Below are 25136 nucleotides of genomic sequence, written 5' to 3' on the forward strand. Positions count from 1 at the left end.
ACATGGATATAACCAAAAAATGAGTCTAAGACCTGCATTTTGCGTTACTTTTTCTCCATCGCCTTAGCTCTCAATTCCTTCGGCATCTTCTCAATGGCATACCTCAATGCAGTCCGTGGCATTACATCCTTGTTCGCCACCACGTAATCAAATACCTCCTGTTGATGCTGCCTGCTGGCCTCCTTGAGCATCCACCCATATCCTTTCTGCACAAGGTCATCCCCATCGGTGAGCAACATATCAGCTATCTCAAAGATATCATCCAGAAAGTCTCCCCTGCGAGCCGCTAAAATGAGTGTTACAGCAGCAGCACGCCTGTACCAGCGATTCTCAGAAGCCGTCCACTTTTTGAGTGGATTAATAAACTGAGGATACATGTCAATGAACGTACCCATGGTGTGATTGCAGAGAGTATCACATTTCGCCCAGTTGTTGACATAATCCCCGACCCACCTCTCGAACATGACAAAATCCTCAGGTTCATACTGCTTTCTCAGGTTGTACGACCACTCGAATGCAATGAACGCTTCCTCCATATAATCAGAACTCAGGAGTTCCTCACAAAGCGCAAATATCTCCTGCTTGCTCTTGCCGGATACTTGCTTGTAATATGCTTTTGCTATTTTTCTCGCAACCGGGGTTTTCATGCCATAGCATTTTATTGGTTCTTTGAAGAAACGGTTCGAGCTGGCTCTGGCTTCTTCGTCAGAGTTCTGTTCGAGCTCGGCTCTGAGTTGGGTGATTATGGGGTTCATGGGATTTTATTGGGGGATGGGGGGATAATGTTGGTGGATGAAGAGACCTCAATAAAACTAAAATGGAGTTAAGGCTTTATAACCGTAGATTCATCTTCTTCACTTAATCTCATTTCATCTAAAATCAACAATAAAAAATTAAAAAACGAGATATATTCAATAGCAATAAATGGATTTTCAAGATAGATAGACCTATGCATAAATTGATTTCTGATTGCTAGTACAAATCCCTTAAAAAGAAAAAATACGCCTCTCTGCTCACCATCATCACCCAATTCATATTGGGCCGTCATCAAAATTGGTTTTTCTGGTGAAAAGACATTATCTATCAACTCAGACCCGTCTAAATCGATTCTGCCTGTAATTTCTTTGATTTCCTGAAACACTGCAAGTATTCCATTCATTACAGATTCCTTAAAATGAGAGTTTACAAAAGTCCTCTTGCACTTTTCAACTAAAATTGGATGAAGACTTCTCATTTGAAAGATTACTTCTAGTTCTTCTTTAGATAGATTAGGACACTCTGTTTCTCTTGATAAGGAATTTAGTGCTTTATCAATTAGATTAGAATCAGACTCACTAAGTTCACAATATTCCTCTATAGTAGAGTTCCATTCATTGATTTCATCTTCATCCAGATATTTGATGTTATATTCACTTAGAATCCTTCCAGTTTTAAGAGTTGCATAAATAATTGACTTTGAAATATTAGCCTTTGTCATGCTCTCTACTATTTTACATCCCCAATCGTATTCAGACTCCTTTTCCATCTGTCCAAAAAATCGAGAATCTAAAAGATGACATTGTGGAGTTACAGAAGTCAAAATATCAGTAACATGTTCGTTAAGAGGAATTTCCTTGGTTTTCTTAGGGAAAAGATGATTTCTGGGTTTGACTTTTTTTCTAGATTTTTTAGACATTTCAACCACACTTCTAAAAATAAGATAATACATGCTTATTAATTATTTGACTTAAATGACAGAAATGATTTACCTATCTATACATATTCAATTTCTCATAAATTCCAATAACATTTATAACTTATTTTCATTATCGATCGATTTTATATATTTGATCTCACGTCTAGCCACTATCAAAACATCTTTGACGCGAGTCAGCTGGCTTTCAAATGGAAATTCAAAACAAGGTCTCACAATACTTCAAAGGATCGTTTACGAGTGACTTAAAGGCTGGATCTATCACGGCCGTTGTGGCGTTGCCACTTGCTATTGCTTTTGCTATTGCTTCGGGTGTGGAGCCTCAGATGGGCTTATACACGGCAATCATTGCGGGTATGATGGTATCGGCAACCGGAGGTTCACGGTACTCCATTACCGGACCAACCGGTGCGATGACCGTAATCATACTTTCAACACTGCACAGCTTCGGGCTGGAAGGACTACTCCTTGCAGGCTTCCTGGCTGGTGCATTTCAGATACTGTTCGGGATCCTGAAACTTGGCAAAGTTGTCAAATACATCCCTCTGCCCGTCATATCAGGATTCACGAGCGGTATCGGTGCTATCATTCTCATAGGTCAGATACCAAATGCACTTGGACTTACCATCACTTCAAAGGAACACGTATGGGAAACACTATACGCCATCATCTCCAGCCTCAATGATGTCAACACCACAGCAATAGCGATATGTATCGCCACAATTCTACTTCTCTTATTCCTGCCGGGACTCATGTCAAGGATGCGATACATCAACAGCATCCCTTCTTCCATGATAGCCCTGGTACTCTCCATTATCATGGTCTTCTACTTCAGGACCGACATACCACTTGTAGGCAGCATCCCTGCCGGACTTCCTCAGATACAGATGCTCAACTTCGACCTCGACCTGCTCATGAACGTCCTTCCGGCAGCTCTCACAATAGCACTTCTCGGAGCCATCGAAGCCCTGCTCTGTGCCGTGGTCTGTGACGGTATGACCAACAGCAGACATGACAGCAACAAAGAACTCGTAGGACAGGGAATAGCCAACATGGCACTGCCCTTCTTCTCAGGAATACCATGTACAGCCGCCATAGCAAGAAGTGCTGTCAACATAAGGGAAGGTGCAAAGACGCAGATGTCAGGTATCATTCACGCCCTGATACTGCTCATCATATTACTTTTCCTGGGTCCTGTGGCTGCTTTCATCCCAAAGGCCTACCTTGCAGGTGTGCTCATCCTCGTATCCCTCAGGATGATCAACATAACTGAGTTCAGGACCACCATGAGCATAAGCAAGATGGACACCATGGTCCTGCTTGCCACCTTCCTGCTCACCGTGCTCACAGACCTTGTATTCGCCGTCCAGATGGGAATGTTCCTGTCCATCATTCTGCTCTTCATAAGACTGACCAATGTCATCGACATCCAGACAATGGAGAACTACGACAGGACAAAAGGCATCAACGCCACCATCTTTGCTGACCCATATCTTGAGAAGAACGTCTCGGTCTACACCATCAACGGTCCCTTCTTTTTCGGTGCCATGAACGTCTTCGAGAGCAAGATAAACGAGCACATGACCATCAGCAAACCTCACATAATCCTGCGTATGAGATATGTACCATTCATCGACACCACAGGAATTGAGCGTCTCAAGAGCTTCATAAGAGCAAGCAGGAGACAGCACCAGAGGGTCTATCTCACCTCCATACAGCCAGAGGTCATGAAAAGAATAGATAGCGACCTTGAACTCACCGAACTAATAGAAAAGCAGCATGTGCATATTTGTGAGAGCACTCAGGAAGCTCTGGCTTTTGTGAAAGAAGAATATGAAAATAAGAAAATACAAAAACATATAGATTAATAGAATTGAGTTAGAGGTGTAGTTATGGGTCTTCAGGATGAATTGAACAGAATTGCACTGGAAAACGGCGTCCAGTATTTTGGTGTGGCAAATCTTTCAAATCCCAGGGAGTTTATCGTTGATCAGGGTGGTGATGAGCTTGCAGTATATCCATACGCCATCTCGGTCGGAATCAGATTGATGGACCCGATAGTTGACAAACTCACCTATAGAAATAAAACAGCAGCTGCGTTGAATTACAAACATCATGCATACGACGTTATCAACTCAAGATTGGACATGACAACTTCGATCCTGAGCAGCCACATTCAGGATAATGGTTATTCAGCACTTCCAATTCCTGCATCAAAAAGGGTCGATGATGAGAGAATATGCGCCCAGTTCTCCCACAAACTGGCTGCTCACATGTCAGGACTTGGCTGGATAGGAAAGAGCTGCCTGCTGATAACCCCCGACAACGGACCAAGGGTCAGGTGGGCCACGATACTGACAGATGCACCCCTCCAGGCCACCGGAAGAAATATGGAAAGCAGGTGCGGAAGCTGTAATGAATGCGTTAATATCTGTCCGGTCAATGCCTTTACCGGAAGGAACTTTGTGGAAAGTGAGAGCCGGGAAATGAGGTATAATGCCAGGAAATGTGAGGACTACTTCAAGGAGATGGAGAACAGCGGACAGATACCTGTGTGTGGATTATGTGTCTATGTGTGTCCTCATGGGAAGAAAAAAGGTTAAGACAGGTTTTTGCAAAACGGAGTCTGCTCTTTAATGCACGCAATACAGAGATATAGGATCTGTAGAGATTCTCATTTGAATACAGATGTAAAGTTTAAGCGATCAATTATTTTTCATCTTTTCGGATCGTGCCGGCTTTGCCGGAACCCTCCGGGATGGTTGAAGTTACTCATGCTTCCGGTTAGCAAAACTATTGTCCTCCGTACCCCTGTGTTTCTGATAATTCTGCAAAAGACCATTAGGCAAAAAAGTTTTGACCATTACTAATCAAATAAAGAGGATCTTCAGTCCAAATATCACTATGCTTGGTGCTACAAAAGCCATTTGCATCCTGTGCTTGAGAAGTTTTCCTTTCGATACGGGGTCATCCATTAGGATCCGTATACAACCCAGAGAAAAAATAACATAAACAGCAGCACCGATGATAAATTCGAGGTCATACATCACTAAATAGAATAACGGGAGCAATGGAATGACTGTTAAGAATATACAAATTCTTGAGGCTTTTTCAACACCCACCATCAGAGGTAATGAATTTACATCCCCTGCAATATCTTTGAAATCTTTCATGGATAAAAGAGAAAATGATAGCATGAATATGTAGATGGCGATCAATAAACCTTCCAGATCTAGAGGCGAGTAAACACTCCAAACACCAATAGACCCTAAAGAAAAGCATATCGCCATACTTAGCATAGCCACACCGGGAATATCCTTTAAGCGAAAAGCAGGATGAGAATACATAACTCCTCCTATTATGAAACTCAAGAACAAACATAAGAACAGAATCAGGTCTATGTACAAAGCCAGGAGAAGACCTGCCACTAGCAAAAAAAACATGTATGACCATGAAGTTCTCATTGACAATCTGCCTGATCTGACAGCTCCATCTGGTTTACAGATCGCATCAATATCAAGATCATAAATATCATTCATAATGTTGCAACAACCATGAACCATAAATGTTGCAAGGCTTATGAAAAAAAAGTTGTAATCCCATATACCAAGAGTTGCATAGTTTATTGCTACAACTGATACATCCATTAAACCTGCTCTTGGTTTTATAATCGATATATATGGGTTATTTCTTATCATTTATGTATCCCTGATAATACCCCCTATAAAGATATAAAAAGTTTATCTAAATTTTTTAATGTCTGCTATAATGATGTATATAGGATCATTAGAAATTGAGAATTTCATTCATAAAGATGACAAGGGTAGCAGCAACATCGATGCAAGAATGAGCAGAAGTAAACTATGCAAATATAGATCCAAAAATGAAATCTCTGCAGAGATCTTTGAAATACCTATGGGTCGGAACTAAGAATTATCTATATTGGTGTACGATATATACTTACTTAACTCGCAATATCGATCTCATTGGGATTCCTACATAGGCAAGTTGTTATAATTAAATATGGAATTGAGGGAAGCAACTCACTTTCCCTTTTAATTTGTTATGTGACCACTCAATTAACAACGGTCATCAGCGAACAACTTCTTCGCAAAAGCAATCCTCTCTTCAAGATCAGGACCCTCGAATTCCTCTGCAACCTTTTCGAGCATATCAGGTATCAGGATATGCTGAGGGCATTCATCCAGGCACTTACCACACTGAGTACACTGTGAAGCGAAGTTGGTATCTGCACCTCTGAGAATGCCGCCTAACTTAGCAGCGTACATCATCTTCAGCCTGTCTTCGCCACCGAACATATGCAGGTTGTTGTAGACATCAAAACATGCAGGGATATCCACACCTGCGGGACATGGCATACAGTATCTGCATCCGGTACAGTTGATCTTCATAAGCTCACCGTACTTCTCCGCTACCCTGCTTACAAGTCCCAGTTCCTTCTCTGTCAGTGAATTTGCAAGACCTTCATCTGCTATCCTCAGATTCTCCTCCACATGTGCAGGCTCGCTCATGCCTGAAAGTACTACAGTGACCTCCGGATGGTTCCATACCCATCTCAGGGCCCATGCCACAGGACTGCGTTTCACATCGGCCTCGTTCCAGATATCCATCACTTCTCCTGGAACAGGGTCTGCAAGACTTCCACCACGAAGAGGCTCCATTATAACCACACCAAGACCTTTTGATGCTGCATACTTCAATCCTGCCGTTCCTGCCTGCACATTGGTATCCAGGAAATTGTACTGGATCTGGCAGAAGTCCCAGTCATAGGCATCAACGATTGGTGCAAAATCTTCAGGAGCACCATGATAGGAGAATCCTGCATTGATGATACGACCATCGGCCTTTGCCCTGTCAAGGAAATCAAGGATCCCGAGGGCACTGCTGGTCTCCCAGCTGCTTTTCACGAGACTGTGTATCAGATAATAGTCAATATGATCGGTGTTCAGCTTCTCAAGCTGGGCATTGAGGAACCTGTCCATATCCTCGGGTGTTTTCACCATCCACTGGGGTAGTTTTGTGGCGAGCTTTACCTTCTCCCTGTAACCGTCAGCAAGTGCGCGGGCAAGGAAAGGCTCACTTTCTCCCATATGATACGGCCAGGCAGTATCCACATAGTTGACGCCATTGTCTATCGAGTGGCGGACCATCTGCGTTGCCTTTCCCTCATCGATGCTTCCATCTTCTTTCACCGGCAGGCGCATTGCACCAAAACCGAGTATCGAAAGCTCATCTGCATTCCTTGGCATTTTTCTGTATAGCATCTATGGATCTCCTTTCTCTGAATAAGTGAGAACACCAATTAAATATCATTCTCTGAAAAACATCATTTTTACCATCTTCACCCTTTCATCAAGGTCATCCCCCTCAAGGTCCCTGACAACCTCTTCCAGAAGATCGGGTATTGGCAGATCCTGTGGACACCTTTCAAGACATTCCCCACATTTTACACACTGGGAAGCGAAATGAGGTTCATCCAAACTCACTACACCTGCCAGCCTCATGGCATACATCATCTTTGACGACATTTCATCTTTGAACATATGCAGGTTGTTATATGTATCAAGGCACGTCGGAATATCCACTGATGCAGGACATGGCATACAATATCTGCAACCTGTACATCCTGCTTTCATCATCTCGCGATATTTGCTTTCGACATTTCCCACAAGCTGCAGATCACTCTCTGTAAGCGTATTCGGCTCTGCTTCATCTGCTATCCTGAGGTTCTCCTGGATCTGTGATAGCTCATTCATTCCTGAGAGGACAACTGTCACTTCAGGATGGTCCCATACCCAACGCAACCCCCATTCAGCCGCACTCCGTTCTGTCTGTGCCTCATTCCATATACCTTCAACCTCAGGAGGAACAGGACTTGCAAGATTTCCACCACGCAGAGGCTCCATGATAATTACACCAAGTCCCTTTGAAGCTGCATATTCGAGTCCTTCGGTACCTGCCTGGTTCCGCTCATCCATATAATTATACTGGATCTGGCAGAAGTCCCAGTCATAGGCATCGACTATTACCGGGAAATCCTTACCGTTCCCATGAAAAGAAAAACCAGCATTTATGATACGACCGTCAGCTTTTGCATTGTCGAGGAAACCTGTAACGCCAAGTTCCTTCATCTTCTCCCAGCTTCCCCCGTTCAGACCGTGTATAAGATAGTAATCTATATGGTCAGTGTTCAGTCTCTCAAGCTGGGAATTGAGGAATCTGTCCATATCCTCACGACTGTTGACAAGCCAGGTAGGCAGTTTGGTGGCTAACCTGACCTTTTCCCTGTATCCTTCCGCAAGAGCACTGGCAAGGAAAGGCTCACTTTCTCCCATATGATACGGCCAGGCGGTATCAACATAATTGACACCATTGTCTATTGCATAACGAAGCTGTTCTGTGGCCTTTGCTTCATCTATGCTCATATCCTCTTTCATCGGCAGGCGCATGGCACCAAAGCCGAGTATTGAGAGTTTATCTCCATTATTTGGATTAGTCCTGTATAACATCCTCTTACACTCCATATCCATTTCTAAAAATGACTAATCAGTCATTTAACACTAAGACTACTTAAAGGCTCTGCAAAGGAATATAAAGAATGAAATGGTCCATTTTCCTGTATGCCTTCTGACGAAGTTCCTGAAAACAAAACACCTCATCTTCCAGAGGATTATGATTCAAAAATAGCTGCTGTCCTTCCTTATTATAGGACCTTCCACGATGAAACGATCTATCTTGTCAGGTCGCTGCCGGAAGTCCCAGAGATCTGGATGGATACCGGATGCGGAACAGGAACGTTCGTTTCAAAGGCCATTGAGCAATTTCCTGATACAGGGTTCCTCATGGTCGATCCGTCAGAAGGAATGTTAAAGCAGGCAAGGGAAAAGCTCTCATCATGCCCCTGTGACAGAATAGAAATACTCGAAGCCTCTGCAACCCAGGACCTGACCCTGGAACCCGGTGAGCAGCCGGACGTTATCACTGCTATCCAGTGTCACCACTACCTTGACATGGAGAACAGGAAAAAAGCAGTTGGAAAATGTTATGAACTGCTAAAAGATGGTGGTATCTTCATCACTTTCGAGAACATCAGCCCTTTTACTGAAGAAGGCATCGATGTTGGAAAAGGATACTGGAGGGATTTCCAGTCCAGACATGGAAGGACCGAAGAAGAGATAGGGAGCCACCTGGACCGTTTTGGCACTGAATATTTCCCGATCACAGTTGAAGAACACCTTGAACTGCTAAGGGAAACAGGATTCAGGACCGTTGAACTGTTCTGGTATTCCTACATGCAGGCTGGATTCTATTGTATAAAATGACCGTGATGATCAGCAGATCAATTCGCCCGATCGTCTTCACATGATTCTGACACGGAACCCGGGCATTCGAATGGAGGGAACTTTACAGCTATCGCACGGACGATACCAAGTACCAGGATCAATGCTGCGAACACAAGCAGGGTCTCATTTTCGAATTCGTGACCATATATAAGTACGGTTATCTCACGCAGGACTATCAGGATGGTTGCATCGGTCACATATGTGAGCCTGATCCTTTCATGGACCTGATAATCTGCAAAGGCCTTGAAAAAATCGATAAGTACAAAGATTGTCAGGACACTATACACTACCTGACTGAAGCCACCTTTTTTCAACCACACAAGACCGATATTCTGGAAAACATTGAACACACCTATTATTATGGCCAGCAGGAGTATATACAGAACGATAACTGTCACTAGATTGATAACTTTCCTGAATATCTTTTCGTGTGTCAACATATCAAATACCATAATAACCCCATACCCATGCCGTAAGTGAACTAGTTCACTAATTCACTTATATGTATATCATGTATTTCTTTTCTACCATTATGATCACTGAATGATACTGCATACAGGATATTTCATTATTCAGTATCTCAGCAACGCACCCACAACATCATCAGAGTCAAGGAAGTCCTCTTTTTCCACGAACAACACCTTTGCACCACTGCGCTGTGCCAGTTCATAGAGCTCTTCCACAACATCAACAGCAGATGTCGGTCCTCCACACCTGTCACACTCTTTCGGAGGACGTGAATTGGCCTGCAGGTTCTGACATCTCTCACATAACCATCCGGGAACAGATGAATCTTCCAGAATCAGAAGGGTATTCACTCTCGCCTGTTCCAGTGCATCCCTGACAGCCTCTATACCATGGACCGCAAGACCTCCTTTCAGGATCGCACTTCTGAACTCTTCAGCCACCCGAATGGCCCCGGAATGTTCACTTTCTTGCAGAACAGCATCACCTGCTTCCACGAGCTCATCCTGTGGGATATCGATAGGAACATCTATGACCCCCATCACTTTCTGCTGAACATCCTGTGGCAACATGTCCATAAGCTGCTGTTTCACATCCCCCGGTCCTGCAAGTACCAGGCCTCTTGTCTGTAACTGGTCACATGTACCCTGTACATTCTCAGCAACCTCGGATAGGAAGGACTTTATGGCACCCTTTCTCAGGTGGTTGAAGCGCATCTGGCTCCAGCCGCCTTTTTTATGCTTGTTCATCAGGTCGGTCGAGAGGTGTTTCTTCTCCTCTGCAAGATCGGAGCGTATGCATGTGAACTTAGCTTCCTGTGAATCAACAAGCAATACACCGTAGTCCTCATAGTCTGTCCTCAGTTTTGCCAGTGGAAGCAGGTATGGTGAAGTGTCAAGTACCATTGAACGCTCCGGTTCCACAGCCAGGCGATACACATTCAAAAATGAGTTTGAGGATGAGGCGAAGATAACCCTGCCCTTCTCAGCTGATATCGGCGGACCGGAAATATAGGGTTCAGCCATTTCAAAGGTCCTTTCAAGCTCGGACCTTATTTCCGATGGCAGGACCTTTCGGATCGAACTTAACCTTGAATCCGCGAAGATCCTGTTCAGATGTTCATTCTCCCTTCCGGATACAGGAAGATAGACTGAAAGGTAGACGTCCTTCTCATCATATATCTCAGCCAGTGCCCTGATATCGATATCACTGACAGGCAGCAGTTCTTCACCTATTATATGTTGCAGCTTCCCCGGGGTTTGCATAAAAGGTCTAATATTGGCTTCTATTTAAAATTGTTTAAAGTATCCCTGGTCAGCAGGAAGAAAAAATGTCTGCAAATGCATTTACAGGAAATAATTGCAGCTATCAAAAAGAGTAAATAAGTACCGTGACAGAATCTTATCTATGTCCCCTGTAAGCCGGCCTGATGGAAGCACAGATATCGTTTCCCGTTCACGAGAGTATATCAGCTCTGTGCTCGGGAACCTGCCGGAATCCCTCAAGGACGCAAGCAGCGAGGTAGTTGTCGAATTCGTGTGTGACGAATTACGGAGGATACCCGTTCCCCTGCTGGGTTCCATACTTGCAAAGGCTGTGGAGAAGAAGTACGGAGGAGACAAGGCTAATGATGACTCCCTTTACGAACTGGGGGAAATGCTCGAGAGCATGAAGGACTCCGATGACGGTCTTCAGAGAGAACTTGAGAACATCAATATCTTCCTGCCTGAGATAATGGATGCCATAGCTGCACAGGGACAGATGATGGAGGAAAGGGACACACCTGACCTTCAGGTACTCAACGCCACACTGGACCTGAAGTACCCGATGAATGACAATGAGCTTCGGCTCATCCTTTCAAACACCGGTGGCAGTTCGGTCATGGTGGATGAGATATTCCTTGATATAGAGGACTGGGAACCTGATACTAATATAGACTTCAGCATGCCGGCAGCACCGATGCAAATGCTGTTCCTGAAGGCTGAACTCTCAGTTGAAAGGAACGAGTATCCGCTCTTCAGTCTGAACTCGATCCCACCACGTATCTTCGGTGAAAGAGGTGATGGTGCAGAGATGATCATCATACAGCTCTCATCCCTCAATAACGCGGGATATAATTTTAGATTGAGAATTAACTGGCAGGATCTCTCCACTGGAAATAAGGGGGTCTTAAACTACCCTGCTTCCGAAGAGAAGGGCCTCAGACTCACTTTCCCCTATTCACCGGGGTGGACACAGGACATAAGGACAAATTCCCTTCTTGAAAGGAAAAAGGTATTCCAGCAGATGGAGCTGAAATTCAGGGAGATACGGTCGATATTGAAAGATGTCTATCGCTCTGATGAGAATAACACGGATGCAGCCAACAAAGAACTGTTCGATATAGGATTGAGTGCAGGCATTGATACATATCCTGACCTCAGCTTCATGATCTCGGTATTCGGACCTATATTCATGGAACTGGCTTCCTCTTATCCTAAAAAGGAAACCGAGGAACTCATAAGAGATATCAAGGTGATGCTTCCACAGGAGTCCCAAAGCTTTTAAATGTGATTATAATCGATCATTATATGGGATCACTGGAAGTGGACGATAAGGGAAGACTGAGAGCCTTTTGGGAATAAAGGACAATACGCAGGAAAAGTTACATTTGAAGGGTAAAGCTTGTTAACGGCGTTAACATCACAAAATACATAGAAATGAATTGGTAAAGATGGGATATACATGGACAAAACATTACCACCGGAACAAAAAAGATGTATGATACTGGATTCCATGGTCGATAACAAATACCGGGCTGAGATCCCGGAAATTGTAGACCTCGTTGTCAACAGTTGTTCTGATAAAGGTTGTTTTGACCATGTCGATGCTGCTGTGATCCCATCAAAGGAATCACTGATAGAGATCATTGACCTTATCAAGGACATCCTCTTCCCCGGTTACTTTGGGGACCAGACGGTAGACCGGAACACACTTTCATACCACGTTGGAAATGAGATCACTGAACTCTTCGGCAAGCTCTCGGAACAGATCACCAATAGTATCATACACGAATGCAACCGCTATGAAGAGGAGTGCACCGAGTGTATAGACCGGGGACATGAGGAAACCTTGAGATTCCTCAGGAAAATCCCCGATATAAGGTCCATGCTGGCATCTGATATCATCGCCACATATGAAGGGGATCCTGCAGCTAAAAGCTATGATGAGATAATATTCAGCTATCCGGGGATATTCGCCATGACCGTCTACAGGGCGGCCCATGAACTGCACAGACAGGGAATCTCCATTATACCGAGGATAATGACAGAGTATGCCCACAGTGCCGTGGGAATAGACATCCACCCCGGTGCAAGGATCGGCAAGGGATTCTTCATCGACCATGGTACAGGTGTTGTTATAGGCGAGACCTGTGAGATCGGCGATAATGTCCGCATCTATCAGGGTGTCACCCTTGGTTCACTGAGCTTTCCCAAGGATGAGGCCGGGAATATAATAAGGGACCGGAAAAGACATCCGACCATCGAGGATGATGTAATAATCTACTCCAGCGCAACGATCCTCGGTGGAGATACCGTTATCGGAGCACGCTCCGTTATCGGCGGTAACGTGTGGCTCACCGAATCCGTCCCGCCGGACACAAAGGTGGTCATAGAGGAACCAAGTCTCATTTTCAAAGAGAAGAGACATTGATGTTTTTCATTTTCATCAAATAAAGACAAATACCGTAAATAGAACGATACAGGAGTTGGGAATATCAACATCTATGAAGACATAACAAAGACGGTGGGTAACACACCACTTGTACGCCTGAACAGGATAACTGAGGGATGCCATGCAACAATTGTTGGAAAGGTCGAGTCTTTCAATCCCCTGAGCTCAGTGAAGGATCGTATTGCCCTGAATATGATAGAGTCAGCTGAGAAGGATGGATGCCTGAGCAAGGACACGGTCATTATAGAGCCTACATCAGGGAACACAGGTATAGGCCTGGCATTTGTCTGTGCGGCAAAAGGGTACCGACTGATCCTGACGATGCCTGATACCATGAGCATCGAAAGAAGGAAGATACTCAGGTTGCTCGGTGCCGAGATAGTGTTGACTCCCGGCAGCAAAGGTATGAACGGAGCGATCGTGGAAGCCGAAGAGATGGCAAAGAGGACTGAGAACTCATTTGTCCCTCACCAGTTCATGAACCCTGCAAATCCTGAGATACACCGTCGTACCACAGCCGAGGAGATATGGAACGATACTGATGGTAAGGTTGACATCCTTGTGGCAGGTGTTGGAACCGGAGGGACCATTACAGGAGTGACAGAAGTAATCAAGTCCAGAAAACCCTCTTTCAAGGCAATAGCTGTTGAACCTGAAGATTCACCTGTACTTTCCGGAGGTAACCCCGGACCTCATAAGATACAGGGTATAGGTGCAGGTTTCGTCCCTGAGGTCCTGAACACCGACATCATCGACGAGATTGTGAAGGTCAGCAATGATGATTCCTTTGAGACTGCAAAACAGATGGCAAGCAAAGAGGGGATACTCGTTGGTATCTCATGTGGTGCAGCCGTTCACGCAGCCCTCGAGATAGCAAGAAGAGAGGAGAATGCCGGAAAACTGATAGTTGTGATACTACCTGATACCGGTGAGAGATATCTCAGTACACCGCTTGCAGACTTTGAGGATCTGACAGAATAACGACTTTTTTCCATTCGCAGTTATCATTATAATAGCTGCCATTACTTCCTTTTTTTCTTTAGTCGACCGCTCATTTTGCTTTCTGGGGCCTGCTATATCCAAAACATATATATCCCATCAAATTCAAGTTTTATTTGGGAGTATCTGAACACAAATATCTGTTATGCAGAGTATCAGCTCTGCTTTTCCGGCTTTTCTTTCTTTCCGGTAACATACGACTAATGAAAAAGACTTTGGGGTGATGCAATGCTTAACATCAGGCCTTTTAAAGAACAGGACAACGAGACCCTGCTGAGTATAGAAAGAATGTGCCCTCAGGGAAATGAACAATGCGAGATGGTCATAGACAAGGGACCGGATATCACAGCAAGGTATGATCTTTACGATAACTGGGAGATACGCGTTGCAGAAGTGGATGATGAAGCTGTGGGCTGGGTAGGGTGGACCATGAAGGGAAAACCTGAGGACAGGTACATCTACATAGCCGAGGTGATGGTCCATCCTGCACACAGAAGGAAGGGGATCGGAGTGCAACTCATAAGAGAAGCCGAGAGCTTTGCAAAGGAGAACAAGGCCTCCCACATATACTGCTATGCATACGCACCGAACACCTCCTTCCTGAAACTCTGTGAGAAGCTCGGATACATCCAGGAGAAAGATATAGAGATCATTGCGATGTCCGCATATAAAAAAGAGCTTTCTGAGAGGGAATACGACCTTGAGAGGCTCGACCCCAAAGAACTGCCTGAAGCTGTTAAGCTGTTAAACACCTACTACGAAGGAAGGGCTCATTTCACACCTTTCACTGCCAGCAGTTTCAAGGCATATGCAAACCGCGTGCTCGGATACGGTCTTGAGAACTTCCTTGTAGCCAAATGGAGAGGGAAGATAGTTGCATGTGCCGGATTCTGGGACTCGTCGGTCCTCATGGAGATGACCTATACGAAGGAACCCATGATGTGGAAGATCATGGCCAATGCTTACGGAATGCTCAGGCACTTCACCAGCATGCCAAAGGTCCCTACAGAGGGCGAGTTCTTCAAATTCCATTCCATTGTTGACCATGCATTCGACCCTGAACATGAACCTGCAATGGTAGAGATACTGAACTACTGCAACAACCTCATGTTCGACACGAAATGTGATTTCTTCGGGATCTATACCGACCCTGATGACCCCCTTCTCAGGGTCACGAAGAAGTTCAAACCGCTGAAGGAGAACATGTACCTCTACGCAAAGCCGATCTCAGGAAAGATACCGGACCTCAGCAACATCTATGTGGACTGCAGGGACACGATACTCTGACACCAATTGAAATATGGATCGAAGATGGTCCCTGATACATCAGTTAACCATAAAAGTCACCCGAACCTAGTTAGTTGATAATGGGACGTGTGATCATCCATGTGGATATGGACTATTTCTATGCCGCGATAGAGGAAAGGGAAGACCCATCCCTCAGGGATAAGGCTGTTGTTGTATGCATGTATTCCAACCGGGGAGAGTCCGGGGGAGCTGTAAGTACGTCCAACTATATAGCAAGGGAAGCCGGGATACGTTCTGCAATGCCCTGCAAACTTGCAAGGTCGAAGAAGCCCGATGCTGTATTCCTCCCTGTCCGTAAACCATTCTATGAAGAGGTATCAGCAAACATAATGGAGATCCTCAGGTCAAATGCCGACACCGAGGAGGCCTTTGAGAAGATAAGCATCGATGAGGCTTTCCTGGAGATCACGGTATCCTGTAAAGGTGACTATGGACTTGCGGAAGAGATCGGTCTTCGGATCAAGCAGGAAGTGAAGGAACAGGAAAGGATCACCTGCTCCGTTGGGATCGGTCCCAATAAGCTCATTGCCAAGATGGCTTCCTCGTACCAGAAACCTGATGGTATCACCATTGTAAGGCCGGAAGATGTTGACGGTTTCCTCAAACCAATGCCTGTCAAGGAATTGTGGGGGATCGGCAAGGTCACTGAAGAAAAACTATCTGAAATGGGGATAAATAAAGTTGAGGAACTGGCATCGTGTGATGTAATGGAACTTATCGCCGTTTTCGGAAAGAACAAGGGTATGTGGTTAAAGGATGCAGCCTCAGGTATCGATGAAAGTCCCGTGAAAGAGAGAACGGCAACAGACCAGATCGGCCGGATGGCATCACTCGAACATGACAGCAGGAATGAGAATATGATTTTCTCGTTACTTGAAGAGCTTGTGGACGATGTCATGGAAAAAGTGAGAAAACGAAAAGTATCCTTCCGTTCGGTGACAGTAACTGTTATATTCTCTAACTTCAAAACCTCAACGAAAAGTCGTACACTGAACCACGCTGTCAATGACAGGGATATCCTGATCCAGAACGCAAGGGAGATGATGAAGCAGTTCCTTGAGAAAAGCGAGATCAACTTCAGGCGTATCGGTGTCAGGGTCGATAACCTGCAGGAGAATACAGGTCAGAAGAGCCTTTTTGATTTTTGAGGTAAACGCATGGCTGTATACGAGGACAGATATTCTGACAACAGGCCCGGGGAAGAGAACTGGAAAAGCCGGCTCTATGATATTATTTTCGAGGCTGACACACCTGCCGGAAAGAATTTCGATATCGTTCTTATAGTCAGTATACTGCTGAGTGTCCTTGCTGTGATGCTGGACAGTGTCAGCTCGTTCAGAAGCGCACACGGTACCTTTCTCTATAATGTAGAATGGTTCTTCACGATACTATTCACGATCGAATACGCACTTCGCCTGATATGTGTCAAAAGCAGGGCCAGGTATGCGACAAGCCTATTTGGAATGGTCGATCTGCTTGCTATAATCCCTACATATCTGAGCCTGTTCCTTCCCGGAAGCCAGTTCCTGCTGGTCATAAGGATACTCAGGGTACTGAGGATATTCCGTATTCTGAAACTGGTCAAGTACCTGAACGAAGCAGAGATGCTCATAGAGGCTTTGAAGGCGAGCAGCAGGAAGATAACTGTCTTCCTTTTTACGGTACTTACACTGGTAATTATTCTCGGGTCGCTCATGTATCTGATAGAGGGTGAAAAAAATGGGTTCACAAGCATACCCCTCAGTATATACTGGGCTATTGTAACTTTGACAACTGTCGGTTTTGGAGACCTGGTACCCCATACGACACTTGGAAGAACCCTGGCATCTGTTGTTATGATACTGGGTTACAGCATAATCGCCGTCCCTACGGGTATTGTGACAGCCGAGATGAGCCTGGCTTCCATAGATGCAAGGGAAAGAGCAAGACCAAAGATCACCTGTGAGCACTGCGGGAACCAGAATAACGATACAGACGCCCGTTTTTGTAAGTACTGTGGCACAGGATTATAGGGCAAATATCAAATATTGATTTTCGATAAATATCTGATATTGAATATATTATTTAGTTATACTTTAATCGGAGCTCTTCATCCATATTTTGTACTTGTTCCTCTTTGAGATGGACCTGGCAAAGGCTCCGGAATATGAATCATCATCATCATCATATCGATTTTTGCAGGATACATATAAATACGAGAATCCAAGAGTGCTCATTGATCAGTAAATTCTCATTGACTGATATAGGATTATACTGGTAGTATAACATACTCAAAAATGAGTTTACTGCTGCCTATAATGGAAGAAAGGACCGTGTTCCGATGTGCGAGATAAAAAACGATGAGCAAAAAGACTCTCAGCTCAACCTGTTGAAAAAGACCTTTTCATCAGTACAGGACCTCATAGTTGTTATCGACCGTGATATGAGGATAGTCACAAGTAACTGGAAGAACTGTGACCCCATACCTGCAAATGAGAAGAAGAGCAATCCTTTCTGTTACAGTTGCCTTATGAAGCGCAGCACTCCATGCGGATCATGCAAACTGCTCGAGGTCTTTGCAACCGGTAAATGCAGGACATTCGAAATAGAGGACCCTCTTGACAACAGGACAAAGCTCATCGAGCTATCCCCTGTTTTTGATGACGATGGCAGCGTAATATTTGTGGTCAGGCATTCAAAGGACATCAGCGAGCGAAAGCATGTGGAAAAAGTCCTTCAGATGAGAGAAAGACAGCAGGCTGCTGTGGCAAAACTGGGACAGGAAGGACTGGCCGGAGCCGAGATAGAAGAACTCATGCAGGGATCCGTCGAGCTTGTGGCAAAGACCCTTGATGTTGAGTACTGCAGGATAATGAAGAACGAGGATGGTAATACCATCATGGTCGCAGGCATTGGCTGGGAAGACGAACCTGAAAAGAAAACTGAGACAGGTAAGAATGACATTGTCTGCTATACCCTTTATTCATGCGGACCTGACATCGTTCAGGAAGAGAACTCACAGGAAAGGTTCGACAAACTCTCAACTTTGAAGGCTCAGGGAATCGTCAGCGGGATGGACGTGATCATCGGCAGCAAGGACAAACCCTTCGGGACCATGAACGTTCACAGCACACAGGAAAGGATGTTCACAAAGGACGATATGAACTTCGTGCAGTCCATTGCGAACGTTCTTGCAGAAGCACACAGCCGTAAGCAGACAGAAGAGGATCTCAAGAAGTATGCAAGGGAACTCGAGGATGCAAACCACCTCAAAGTGCTGTTCACCGACATACTCACGCACGATCTGCTCAACCCTGCGAACATCATCAGGGGATTCACAGAACAGCTTATTATAACCGAGGACGATGACTCCAGGAAGAATCTCCTTGATAAGATCCACAATAACAACGAGAAGCTGATCTACATGATGGAATCGGCCTCTAAGTTCATCAAACTGGAATCAATAGAGGACATCAGGTTCGGGGAAGAAGACCTTTTGCCAGTTATGAGAAAGGTCATCAGGAACGTTGAGCCTGATAGCCATAAAAAGGACATCGAATTGAACTTCACACCAGAGAGCAGTTACCCTTCACTTATCAACCCGCTCATAGACGAAGTGATCCTGAACCTGCTCTCCAATGCTATAAAATACAGTCCTCCTGGTGGGAAGATAAGCATCAATGTCACGGATATGGGTGAGAACTGGAAGGTCCATGTAGCTGATATCGGACCCGGCATCAGTAATGAGGACAAGACCCTGATATTCGAACGTTTCAGGCAGGCTGACAAGGGAAGCGTTAAAGGAAGTGGCCTCGGTCTTGCGATAGTTAAGAGGATCGTCGAACTTCACGGCGGTGAGGTCGGTGTCAATGACAACCCGATAGGCAGGGGAAGTGTGTTCTGGTTCACCGTGAAGAAGGCCCCATGTGAACAATAAATTGATCAGACCAACTATCTCTTTTTCTTCTTGCTCAATTCGATGTCAACCCTGACCTTCCTGACAGCAAGGTCTGTCGAGAGACCTCGCAGCATCCATCTTAATGCGGAAGCCTGCTGACTGCTGTTACCGGGGAACTCCTTTTCAGCTATTGTAGATGCTTTTTTACCTGCTTCTTCCTTCAAGGTATCGAGCTTCTTCCTGGAAAATGAGTCAAAACCACCGACCTTGAGATTGGCGAATGATTTGAAACCGGGTGAAGGTTCTGTATTCAATTCATTTATCTTCAGTCTCAAATTGGAAGAAACAGATGCCGAGTTCACATCAGCAACGAACTTTCTCTCGGATGGAGCCACAGATGGCGCTTTAGATGGGCTTTTTGATGAATTGTTCAGCCTGGACTTCGGCATTGCCAGACGGTCTGCAGTTGTGTTCTGCTCCCTGGGAACCCATGTGAACCTGACCTGAAGGTTATGCTTCCGGATAACAGATTCTGTTTCCTCTTTGATTTTCCCGAGGTTCTGGTTCTTGACCTTCCACTGACCTGACATCTGGTTTATGACAAGCTTGCTGTCCCCACGGACCTGAAGCGGACCTTTCCCACCAAGCTTCAGGTAGTTGGATATACCCTCCTTGAGGGCGGTGTACTCAGCAACGTTATTGGTGTTCGGAGGAGATGGTTTCTTCTCCTTGCTCCCTTCTGTGGGAGCTTTGCCGCTGCTCCAGTTGATCACCCATCCGAATCCCATTATGCCTCCGGGATTGGGGTCGCATGAGCCATCGAAGTTCAGTGTGTCCATATTTCCCATATGTTTGTTTGAAGGCGGGTCATTGTTCTTGTATCTGGTGGGAGAAGAAGAGAAACAGCAGATAACACGGTTAGCCATATCTGTGTTTATCTGCGTGTATCTGTGGTTTCTGATAAAGCAGAGGTTTTCTACAGAGCCAAAAAACAAAGGATCATGAGCTTCTGCCAGACTTCCCGAAGCTCAATGCATCCTTCGGACAGACATCGATACATCTTCCACATTTGATGCAGTCGGGATTGTGTGTGATCTCAACGATATTCAGGTACATAGGACATACTTTCTCGCATTTATGGCACTTGATGCATTTATCCATATCAACCTGAAGAGGATACTTGTTGACACCTACTATGCTCTGGAGGGTTCCCATTGGACAGAATGTACACCATGTCCTCGGGGCAATCGTAACTCCGAGTATCACTGCAATGGAAGAAGTGGTCAGGCACATGATAACCAGTACCATACCTATCTGGTTGATGATACCGTGTGTGTTGATCAGCCTGTAGCCCATGAATACCATCATGAAAAGGAAGAGAGGTACCCTGATCCAGTAGCTTTTGAGGAATTTAGGGATCTTCTTTTTCTCGGATATCTTCCCGACCCAGAAATCCATGAAACTTCCCCTTGGACACAGGTTACCACAGAACCAGCGACCCCTGAACGGGGCTATCAGGAAGATGGCACCGAACACAAGCAGCATGAAATAACCTAGCAGAGGTTGCCACAGTCCTGCTATTGAGACGATTATGACCAGAGGTCCCATATATGGTGTTATCTTTAGCATGAGTTCACCTTTATGATATTTTTATACACTTTTTATATCCTTATTTTTATAAAGGCTTATTGGTTTTCATGTCACTGGAAAATAAGCTGAACTGAAAATCTCAGGAATAGTGCTTCTGTCACTGTAAATCAAAGATTCCCGTTGAAACCGGAGTGACAGATATAAGAGTAAGCGGGAAAAGCAATAGAAAAAGAACAAAGAGAAGAAGAACAGGTAGCTGAACTACCTGCTCTGTTGATCATCCAGTAGGGTCACTGAGACTTTACGATCCCTTCAGCGATCTTTGCTGCATTGGCTCCGGACTGCAGCATACCGCCAAAGGTCGGTCCCATTCTTGAAAGACCGAAATAGGTCGCTACTGCCATACCTGTGACAACAAGACCTGGGAAGACCTCAGAAGCATTGTTCGCCACAGCATCCTCGGAGTTCTCTACATCCATTCCTGAAAAGCCCTTCATATTGATCAGGCCACGGTCCTGAAGGGAATTTGCTACAACTGCATCATGGCCTGTTGCATCGATGACGCACTTTGTCTCAATGGCCACAGGGTCGACACATGTGATCGCACGTGGAAGAGCGGAAACAGGGGTCCAGTTGGTCACAGCACCACAAACACGACCATCCTTGAGGACGACATCATCGAACTTGTTCATGTTCAGCATGAAAGCTCCGGCATCACATGCAGCGGAGATGAGTTTAGAACATGCTGAAGGTGCATCTGCCACGTAAAGACCTTCCTGGTACTCCTTGTAAGCAACACCGAGCTCATCGAAGAATCTCTGCGCAGGAGCCCTTACAGTGACCTTGTTCATGAGGTAACCGCCTAACCAGAATCCACCGCCGAAGTAATTGTTGCTCTCAAGAACCACTGTCTTTAAACCACTTGAAGCAAGGTCACGGGCAGCCACAAGACCACTTGGCCCTCCGCCAACGATTATCACATCACTTTCAATGTGGTTAAGGAAATCATTTGTAAATTCTTCAACTATCGAACGTGTTATGTCTTTTTCAGTAGCTTTTGCGAATTGATTCATTTCTACACCTTTGAAGGTTCTGCAGTTCCCGGACCGGAAAGATATTTGTCACAGAGCATGCTTTGCCAAATGCATGATCGTCACAGTGTAGGGTCTGGGTTTTGAAATCACAATTGTGACTTCACGATTGTGAATCGTAGATGTTTTATTTAGCTGTTACGCTTAATAAGAAAAAACAGGGTGTTACACTCAACAATCCAGCCCCTTTACTTCAAACATGAAATGAAAAAGAGCAAGATAATTTCAATATATATATAAATAAACATGTACAATATATTCCCATGCAGATCCTGATACCGGACATCGTTGACACAGCCCTTATTAGTGGAATCATATCGGTCTTTCTCATTGCAGATATTCTGGTAAAGAACCACCTCAAGCTCGATCTCAGGGATGTTGGTGCCGACCTTGCCATAGGGGCACTGGTCATGCAGATCGCCTTCATCGCAACCATACTAAAAGGACAGCAAATGGACTTATTCTGGAACAACATCGTCCTTGCGATATGCTTCGCGCTATTCTGGGTAACATGTCTCTGGCTTGCCGGTAAGAGGGATGCGCTGACCGACATGTTCTCCTACACCATAGGGACATTCGCCCTTGCAGCATCGATCATGCATTTTCTGGGAACGTTCAGACCTACCGGAATGGTCATACTGCTTGCTTATTCATTTATCCTTTCAGTGCTGGCCTTCCTCTTAGCCGACTATTTGAGAACGGAAGCGGTGAAACTCAATTTCGGGAAGTTCACAAAGGACCTGCAGATATACGATATGAATGAGAGTTACAGGAAACTGGAATCAGGAACAGGGAACATTGACCCATTGCAACCTGTGATCGATCTCATTCGCGGAGCTATCAGGAACAGGGATAATTTCACAGCCACCGTGGGTATCAGAAGAATCCCGGAGATCTGCTCAAAAGTGCTGGCTTCCAGTGGAAATAAAGCCCTTATCATAAAATACCTCAACACCCATCTCTACCAGCTGGCAATCCTCGCAGAAGAAGAGAAGGACAGGTTCGCGCTGATGGAAGTCATCGACTCCTTTGGTTCTATTGGAAAACAGTGTGCTGAAGCCAATATGGAGAGTTTCGTATTGCATACTATCGAAAGTATGAACAACTTCTTCGATCTGTATTGCGAAAGACAGCGCTTTTCTAAAATGAACATACTGTCACAGATCAAGCGTTCAAAGGGCCCGAAGGACCTTGTTGACATAGTCACCAACAAAGTGATATCAACCCCCATGCACAAACTCTCAATTGCCACAGGTGAGATCGGAAAGACAACTGCAGGGAAGGATATGCTGGAACCCACCGAGAACGCTGTAATACTCCTGAAAAAGATAGCCCTTGATGCTGCTTCAAATGCAGATACGGCTACCCTTGAGAATATCAGGAAGGTACTTCTGGAGTTTGCAAGGACCGTGGACAACAAGGACCAGGAGCATCTGAAGAAGCTCATCATCTATGCCCTGAGAGATATAGGTATCAAGACCATCCATGAATCTCCTGACCTCAAGAAGCATGATTGTCTTGACAAAGTGATTGAGACCTTAAAAGAGATAGGGGATATCTTCGGGGAAGGCTCGATCCCTGATATAACGAATGCCCTGAAGGATATAGGGGTTGTTGCCGCAAGGAAACACTCTGATAAGAAGGTCTCAAGTGTGATCCCTGTAATGGAACATTTCTGTACGGTTGCCGCAGAGGGTCATCATGAGGAACACGCCTCGAATGCCGTCAGTGCCATACTGGAGGTATGTGAGATCTCAATTCGTGAGCAGATGGTGGAATCCACAGCCAGTTCCTCAAAGAGCCTGGCGAGTCTATCTAATATAGAAGCGGTATCTGTCTTTGTCAATGAAGCGGTCTTTGAGCTGGGCAAGTACAGGGAGATCGACAGGGAGATGTTCGCACTTTTTGATAAGACATATCGCAAATCGGGCGGAAGATGATCTGCTTTTGACAGCTTTTATCCTGCTTTTCGAAGAGTATATATTGTAATTGTGTTTTATTACTGCAATAGTTATGGTGACATCCCGATGTTCACTACTATAATTTAATTTCAACTTTAGAGGTACTATTATGGAAATCAATGGAGTAGAAATCGAAGATACTTTCGCAGAAGCGTTCCCGATCAAGATCTCAAGAGTACTTATCACCGCAGCAACAAAACGCTGGGCAGAGATAGCTGCACTTGAAGCAACAGGATTCGGTACATCTGTTATTATGTGCCCTGCAGAGGCAGGTATTGAGAAGTTCGTAGGTCCTGATGAGACCCCTGACGGAAGACCTGGTGTATATGTCCAGTTCTGTACTTTCGGATACGAGTCACTTGAACACCAGTTACTTGAGCGCCTTGGCCAGTGTGTACTTACAGCACCAACAACAGCTGTCTTCAACGGTATGCCTGAAGCTGAGAAGCAGTTCAACGTAGGTTTCAAACTCAAGTTCTTCGGTGACGGAATGGAATCCGAGACCGAGGTCGGCGGTCGCAAGATGTACAGCATCCCTATCATGGAAGGCGACTTCCTCGTAGAAGAGAACATCGGCGCTGTAGCAGGTATCGCTGGCGGTAACTTCTTTATCTTCGGTGACAGCCAGATGACAGCACTTACAGCAGCAGAGGTTGCAGTAGACGCTATCAAGGACCTTGAAGGTACCATCACCCCATTCCCAGGCGGAATAGTTGCAAGTGGTTCCAAGGCTGGTTTTAACAACTACAAGTTCATGAAGGCAACCGCGAACGAGAAGTTCTGCCCATCCATCAGGGACAAGGTAGAAGGTACCGAGATCCCAGAAGGTGTAAAGGCAGTTTACGAGCTTGTCATTAACGGTGTCGACGAGGATGCAATCCAGAAAGCAATGAAAGCAGGTATCGAAGCAGCTATCGCAGTTCCTGGTGTCTCAAAGATCACCGCAGGAAACTACGGCGGCAAACTCGGTAAGTACCAGTTCCACCTGAAAGACCTCATTTAAGGGTCTTTCTTTTTTCATCTTTTTTTGTTTTTGAATTACTTTTATCCACGTATCTTTTCGGATTACTTCTG

22 protein-coding genes are annotated in these 25136 nt (G+C 45.2%); 12 read left to right on the forward strand and 10 right to left on the reverse strand.

Annotated elements, in window-relative coordinates:
- Positions 1-44 precede the first annotated feature (44 nt).
- Together V7O63_RS02760 and V7O63_RS02765 are read right to left on the reverse strand one after the other, a co-directional pair.
- Entirely contained in the window at positions 45-755 is a 711-nt protein-coding gene (locus tag V7O63_RS02760; protein WP_340819942.1) for a DNA alkylation repair protein, read from the reverse strand.
- Positions 756-823: 68 nt separating this feature from the next.
- Positions 824-1675: a TIGR02391 family protein gene (locus V7O63_RS02765; protein WP_340819943.1), complete on the reverse strand. Its 852-nt coding sequence runs from the start codon at positions 1673-1675 to the stop codon at positions 824-826.
- A 209-nt stretch (positions 1676-1884) separates the two neighbouring features.
- Here V7O63_RS02765 and V7O63_RS02770 point away from each other — a divergent pair, with 209 nt between their 5' ends.
- Positions 1885-3561: a SulP family inorganic anion transporter gene (locus V7O63_RS02770; RefSeq protein ID WP_340819945.1), complete on the forward strand. Its 1677-nt coding sequence runs from the start codon at positions 1885-1887 to the stop codon at positions 3559-3561.
- A 24-nt stretch (positions 3562-3585) separates the two neighbouring features.
- A complete protein-coding gene (locus V7O63_RS02775; protein WP_340819946.1) occupies positions 3586-4296 on the forward strand; it encodes a 4Fe-4S double cluster binding domain-containing protein in 711 nt (236 codons plus the stop codon).
- A gap of 267 nt (positions 4297-4563) precedes the next feature.
- Here V7O63_RS02775 and V7O63_RS02780 read toward each other — a convergent pair whose 3' ends face one another.
- The 3 genes from V7O63_RS02780 to V7O63_RS02790 all read right to left on the reverse strand — a co-directional run bounded on the left by V7O63_RS02780 (position 4564) and on the right by V7O63_RS02790 (position 8223).
- Positions 4564-5391: a UbiA family prenyltransferase gene (locus V7O63_RS02780; RefSeq protein ID WP_340819947.1), complete on the reverse strand. Its 828-nt coding sequence runs from the start codon at positions 5389-5391 to the stop codon at positions 4564-4566.
- 381 nt (positions 5392-5772) lie between these two features.
- A complete protein-coding gene (locus V7O63_RS02785) occupies positions 5773-6978 on the reverse strand; it encodes an aldo/keto reductase (RefSeq protein ID WP_340819949.1) in 1206 nt (401 codons plus the stop codon).
- Between the two features lie 45 nt (positions 6979-7023).
- Positions 7024-8223, reverse strand: a complete 1200-nt coding sequence (locus V7O63_RS02790) for an aldo/keto reductase (RefSeq protein WP_340819951.1) — start codon at positions 8221-8223, stop codon at positions 7024-7026.
- Positions 8224-8334: 111 nt separating this feature from the next.
- Between V7O63_RS02790 and V7O63_RS02795 the strand changes: the two genes are divergently transcribed.
- Positions 8335-9036, forward strand: a complete 702-nt coding sequence (locus V7O63_RS02795; protein WP_340819952.1) for a class I SAM-dependent methyltransferase — start codon at positions 8335-8337, stop codon at positions 9034-9036.
- Between the two features lie 17 nt (positions 9037-9053).
- Here the strand turns inward: V7O63_RS02795 and V7O63_RS02800 are convergent, their stop codons facing one another.
- The gene (locus V7O63_RS02800) at positions 9054-9509 is read right to left on the reverse strand and encodes a phosphate-starvation-inducible PsiE family protein (protein ID WP_340819954.1); all 456 of its coding nucleotides are present in this window, start codon (positions 9507-9509) and stop codon (positions 9054-9056) included.
- Positions 9510-9629: 120 nt separating this feature from the next.
- Positions 9630-10787, reverse strand: a complete 1158-nt coding sequence (locus tag V7O63_RS02805; RefSeq protein ID WP_340819956.1) for a Vms1/Ankzf1 family peptidyl-tRNA hydrolase — start codon at positions 10785-10787, stop codon at positions 9630-9632.
- Positions 10788-10929: 142 nt separating this feature from the next.
- On the opposite strand from V7O63_RS02805, the gene V7O63_RS02810 reads away from it, so the two are divergent.
- The 7 genes from V7O63_RS02810 to V7O63_RS02840 all read left to right on the forward strand — a co-directional run bounded on the left by V7O63_RS02810 (position 10930) and on the right by V7O63_RS02840 (position 19459).
- Positions 10930-12069 (forward strand): hypothetical protein, encoded by a 1140-nt coding sequence (locus tag V7O63_RS02810; protein ID WP_340819958.1) that lies wholly within the window; start codon positions 10930-10932, stop codon positions 12067-12069.
- Between the two features lie 177 nt (positions 12070-12246).
- Positions 12247-13215, forward strand: coding sequence for a serine O-acetyltransferase EpsC (epsC, locus tag V7O63_RS02815; RefSeq protein WP_340819960.1), 969 nt, complete (start codon positions 12247-12249; stop codon positions 13213-13215).
- 93 nt (positions 13216-13308) lie between these two features.
- Positions 13309-14217, forward strand: coding sequence for a cysteine synthase A (cysK, locus tag V7O63_RS02820; protein ID WP_340819962.1), 909 nt, complete (start codon positions 13309-13311; stop codon positions 14215-14217).
- Between the two features lie 246 nt (positions 14218-14463).
- On the forward strand, positions 14464-15522 hold the full coding sequence (locus tag V7O63_RS02825) for a GNAT family N-acetyltransferase (protein ID WP_340819964.1): 1059 nt from the start codon (positions 14464-14466) through the stop codon (positions 15520-15522).
- A gap of 80 nt (positions 15523-15602) precedes the next feature.
- Positions 15603-16691 (forward strand): DNA polymerase IV, encoded by a 1089-nt coding sequence (gene dinB, locus V7O63_RS02830; protein ID WP_340819967.1) that lies wholly within the window; start codon positions 15603-15605, stop codon positions 16689-16691.
- Between the two features lie 9 nt (positions 16692-16700).
- On the forward strand, positions 16701-17555 hold the full coding sequence (locus tag V7O63_RS02835; RefSeq protein WP_340819968.1) for an ion transporter: 855 nt from the start codon (positions 16701-16703) through the stop codon (positions 17553-17555).
- A 308-nt stretch (positions 17556-17863) separates the two neighbouring features.
- Positions 17864-19459, forward strand: a complete 1596-nt coding sequence (locus tag V7O63_RS02840) for an ATP-binding protein (RefSeq protein ID WP_340819969.1) — start codon at positions 17864-17866, stop codon at positions 19457-19459.
- A 14-nt stretch (positions 19460-19473) separates the two neighbouring features.
- Here the strand turns inward: V7O63_RS02840 and V7O63_RS02845 are convergent, their stop codons facing one another.
- From V7O63_RS02845 to V7O63_RS02855, 3 genes are all read right to left on the reverse strand, one after another.
- Complete coding sequence (locus V7O63_RS02845) at positions 19474-20346, reverse strand: ribonuclease HI family protein (protein ID WP_340819971.1); 873 nt, start codon at positions 20344-20346, stop codon at positions 19474-19476.
- Positions 20347-20419: 73 nt separating this feature from the next.
- Positions 20420-21049 carry a 4Fe-4S binding protein gene (locus tag V7O63_RS02850; RefSeq protein WP_340819973.1) on the reverse strand — a complete coding sequence of 210 codons (630 nt, stop codon included), beginning with the start codon at positions 21047-21049 and terminating at the stop codon, positions 20420-20422.
- 251 nt (positions 21050-21300) lie between these two features.
- Entirely contained in the window at positions 21301-22083 is a 783-nt protein-coding gene (locus V7O63_RS02855) for a sulfide-dependent adenosine diphosphate thiazole synthase (RefSeq protein WP_340819975.1), read from the reverse strand.
- 281 nt (positions 22084-22364) lie between these two features.
- Between V7O63_RS02855 and V7O63_RS02860 the strand changes: the two genes are divergently transcribed.
- Entirely contained in the window at positions 22365-24041 is a 1677-nt protein-coding gene (locus V7O63_RS02860; protein WP_340819977.1) for a hypothetical protein, read from the forward strand.
- Positions 24042-24171: 130 nt separating this feature from the next.
- Positions 24172-25065 (forward strand): formylmethanofuran--tetrahydromethanopterin N-formyltransferase, encoded by an 894-nt coding sequence (fhcD, locus tag V7O63_RS02865; protein ID WP_340819980.1) that lies wholly within the window; start codon positions 24172-24174, stop codon positions 25063-25065.
- Positions 25066-25136 lie beyond the last annotated feature (71 nt).

The sequence above is a fragment of the Methanolobus sp. WCC4 genome (genome assembly GCF_038022665.1).
Taxonomy (GTDB): Archaea; Halobacteriota; Methanosarcinia; order Methanosarcinales; family Methanosarcinaceae; genus Methanolobus.

Coding starts and splice junctions, on each gene's coding strand:
- V7O63_RS02775 (WP_340819946.1), top strand. CDS start 3,586: ATGGGTCTTCAGGATGAATTGAACAGAATTGCACTGGAAAACGGCGTC.
- V7O63_RS02785 (WP_340819949.1), bottom strand. CDS start 6,978: ATGCTATACAGAAAAATGCCAAGGAATGCAGATGAGCTTTCGATACTC.
- V7O63_RS02845 (WP_340819971.1), bottom strand. CDS start 20,346: ATGGCTAACCGTGTTATCTGCTGTTTCTCTTCTTCTCCCACCAGATAC.
- epsC (WP_340819960.1), top strand. CDS start 12,247: ATGGACAAAACATTACCACCGGAACAAAAAAGATGTATGATACTGGAT.
- V7O63_RS02850 (WP_340819973.1), bottom strand. CDS start 21,049: ATGCTAAAGATAACACCATATATGGGACCTCTGGTCATAATCGTCTCA.
- V7O63_RS02860 (WP_340819977.1), top strand. CDS start 22,365: ATGCAGATCCTGATACCGGACATCGTTGACACAGCCCTTATTAGTGGA.
- V7O63_RS02810 (WP_340819958.1), top strand. CDS start 10,930: ATGTCCCCTGTAAGCCGGCCTGATGGAAGCACAGATATCGTTTCCCGT.
- fhcD (WP_340819980.1), top strand. CDS start 24,172: ATGGAAATCAATGGAGTAGAAATCGAAGATACTTTCGCAGAAGCGTTC.
- V7O63_RS02795 (WP_340819952.1), top strand. CDS start 8,335: ATGCCTTCTGACGAAGTTCCTGAAAACAAAACACCTCATCTTCCAGAG.
- V7O63_RS02760 (WP_340819942.1), bottom strand. CDS start 755: ATGAACCCCATAATCACCCAACTCAGAGCCGAGCTCGAACAGAACTCT.
- dinB (WP_340819967.1), top strand. CDS start 15,603: ATGGGACGTGTGATCATCCATGTGGATATGGACTATTTCTATGCCGCG.
- V7O63_RS02855 (WP_340819975.1), bottom strand. CDS start 22,083: ATGAATCAATTCGCAAAAGCTACTGAAAAAGACATAACACGTTCGATA.
- V7O63_RS02840 (WP_340819969.1), top strand. CDS start 17,864: ATGTGCGAGATAAAAAACGATGAGCAAAAAGACTCTCAGCTCAACCTG.
- V7O63_RS02765 (WP_340819943.1), bottom strand. CDS start 1,675: ATGTCTAAAAAATCTAGAAAAAAAGTCAAACCCAGAAATCATCTTTTC.
- V7O63_RS02770 (WP_340819945.1), top strand. CDS start 1,885: ATGGAAATTCAAAACAAGGTCTCACAATACTTCAAAGGATCGTTTACG.
- V7O63_RS02825 (WP_340819964.1), top strand. CDS start 14,464: ATGCTTAACATCAGGCCTTTTAAAGAACAGGACAACGAGACCCTGCTG.
- V7O63_RS02805 (WP_340819956.1), bottom strand. CDS start 10,787: ATGCAAACCCCGGGGAAGCTGCAACATATAATAGGTGAAGAACTGCTG.
- V7O63_RS02835 (WP_340819968.1), top strand. CDS start 16,701: ATGGCTGTATACGAGGACAGATATTCTGACAACAGGCCCGGGGAAGAG.
- V7O63_RS02800 (WP_340819954.1), bottom strand. CDS start 9,509: ATGGTATTTGATATGTTGACACACGAAAAGATATTCAGGAAAGTTATC.
- V7O63_RS02790 (WP_340819951.1), bottom strand. CDS start 8,223: ATGTTATACAGGACTAATCCAAATAATGGAGATAAACTCTCAATACTC.
- V7O63_RS02780 (WP_340819947.1), bottom strand. CDS start 5,391: ATGATAAGAAATAACCCATATATATCGATTATAAAACCAAGAGCAGGT.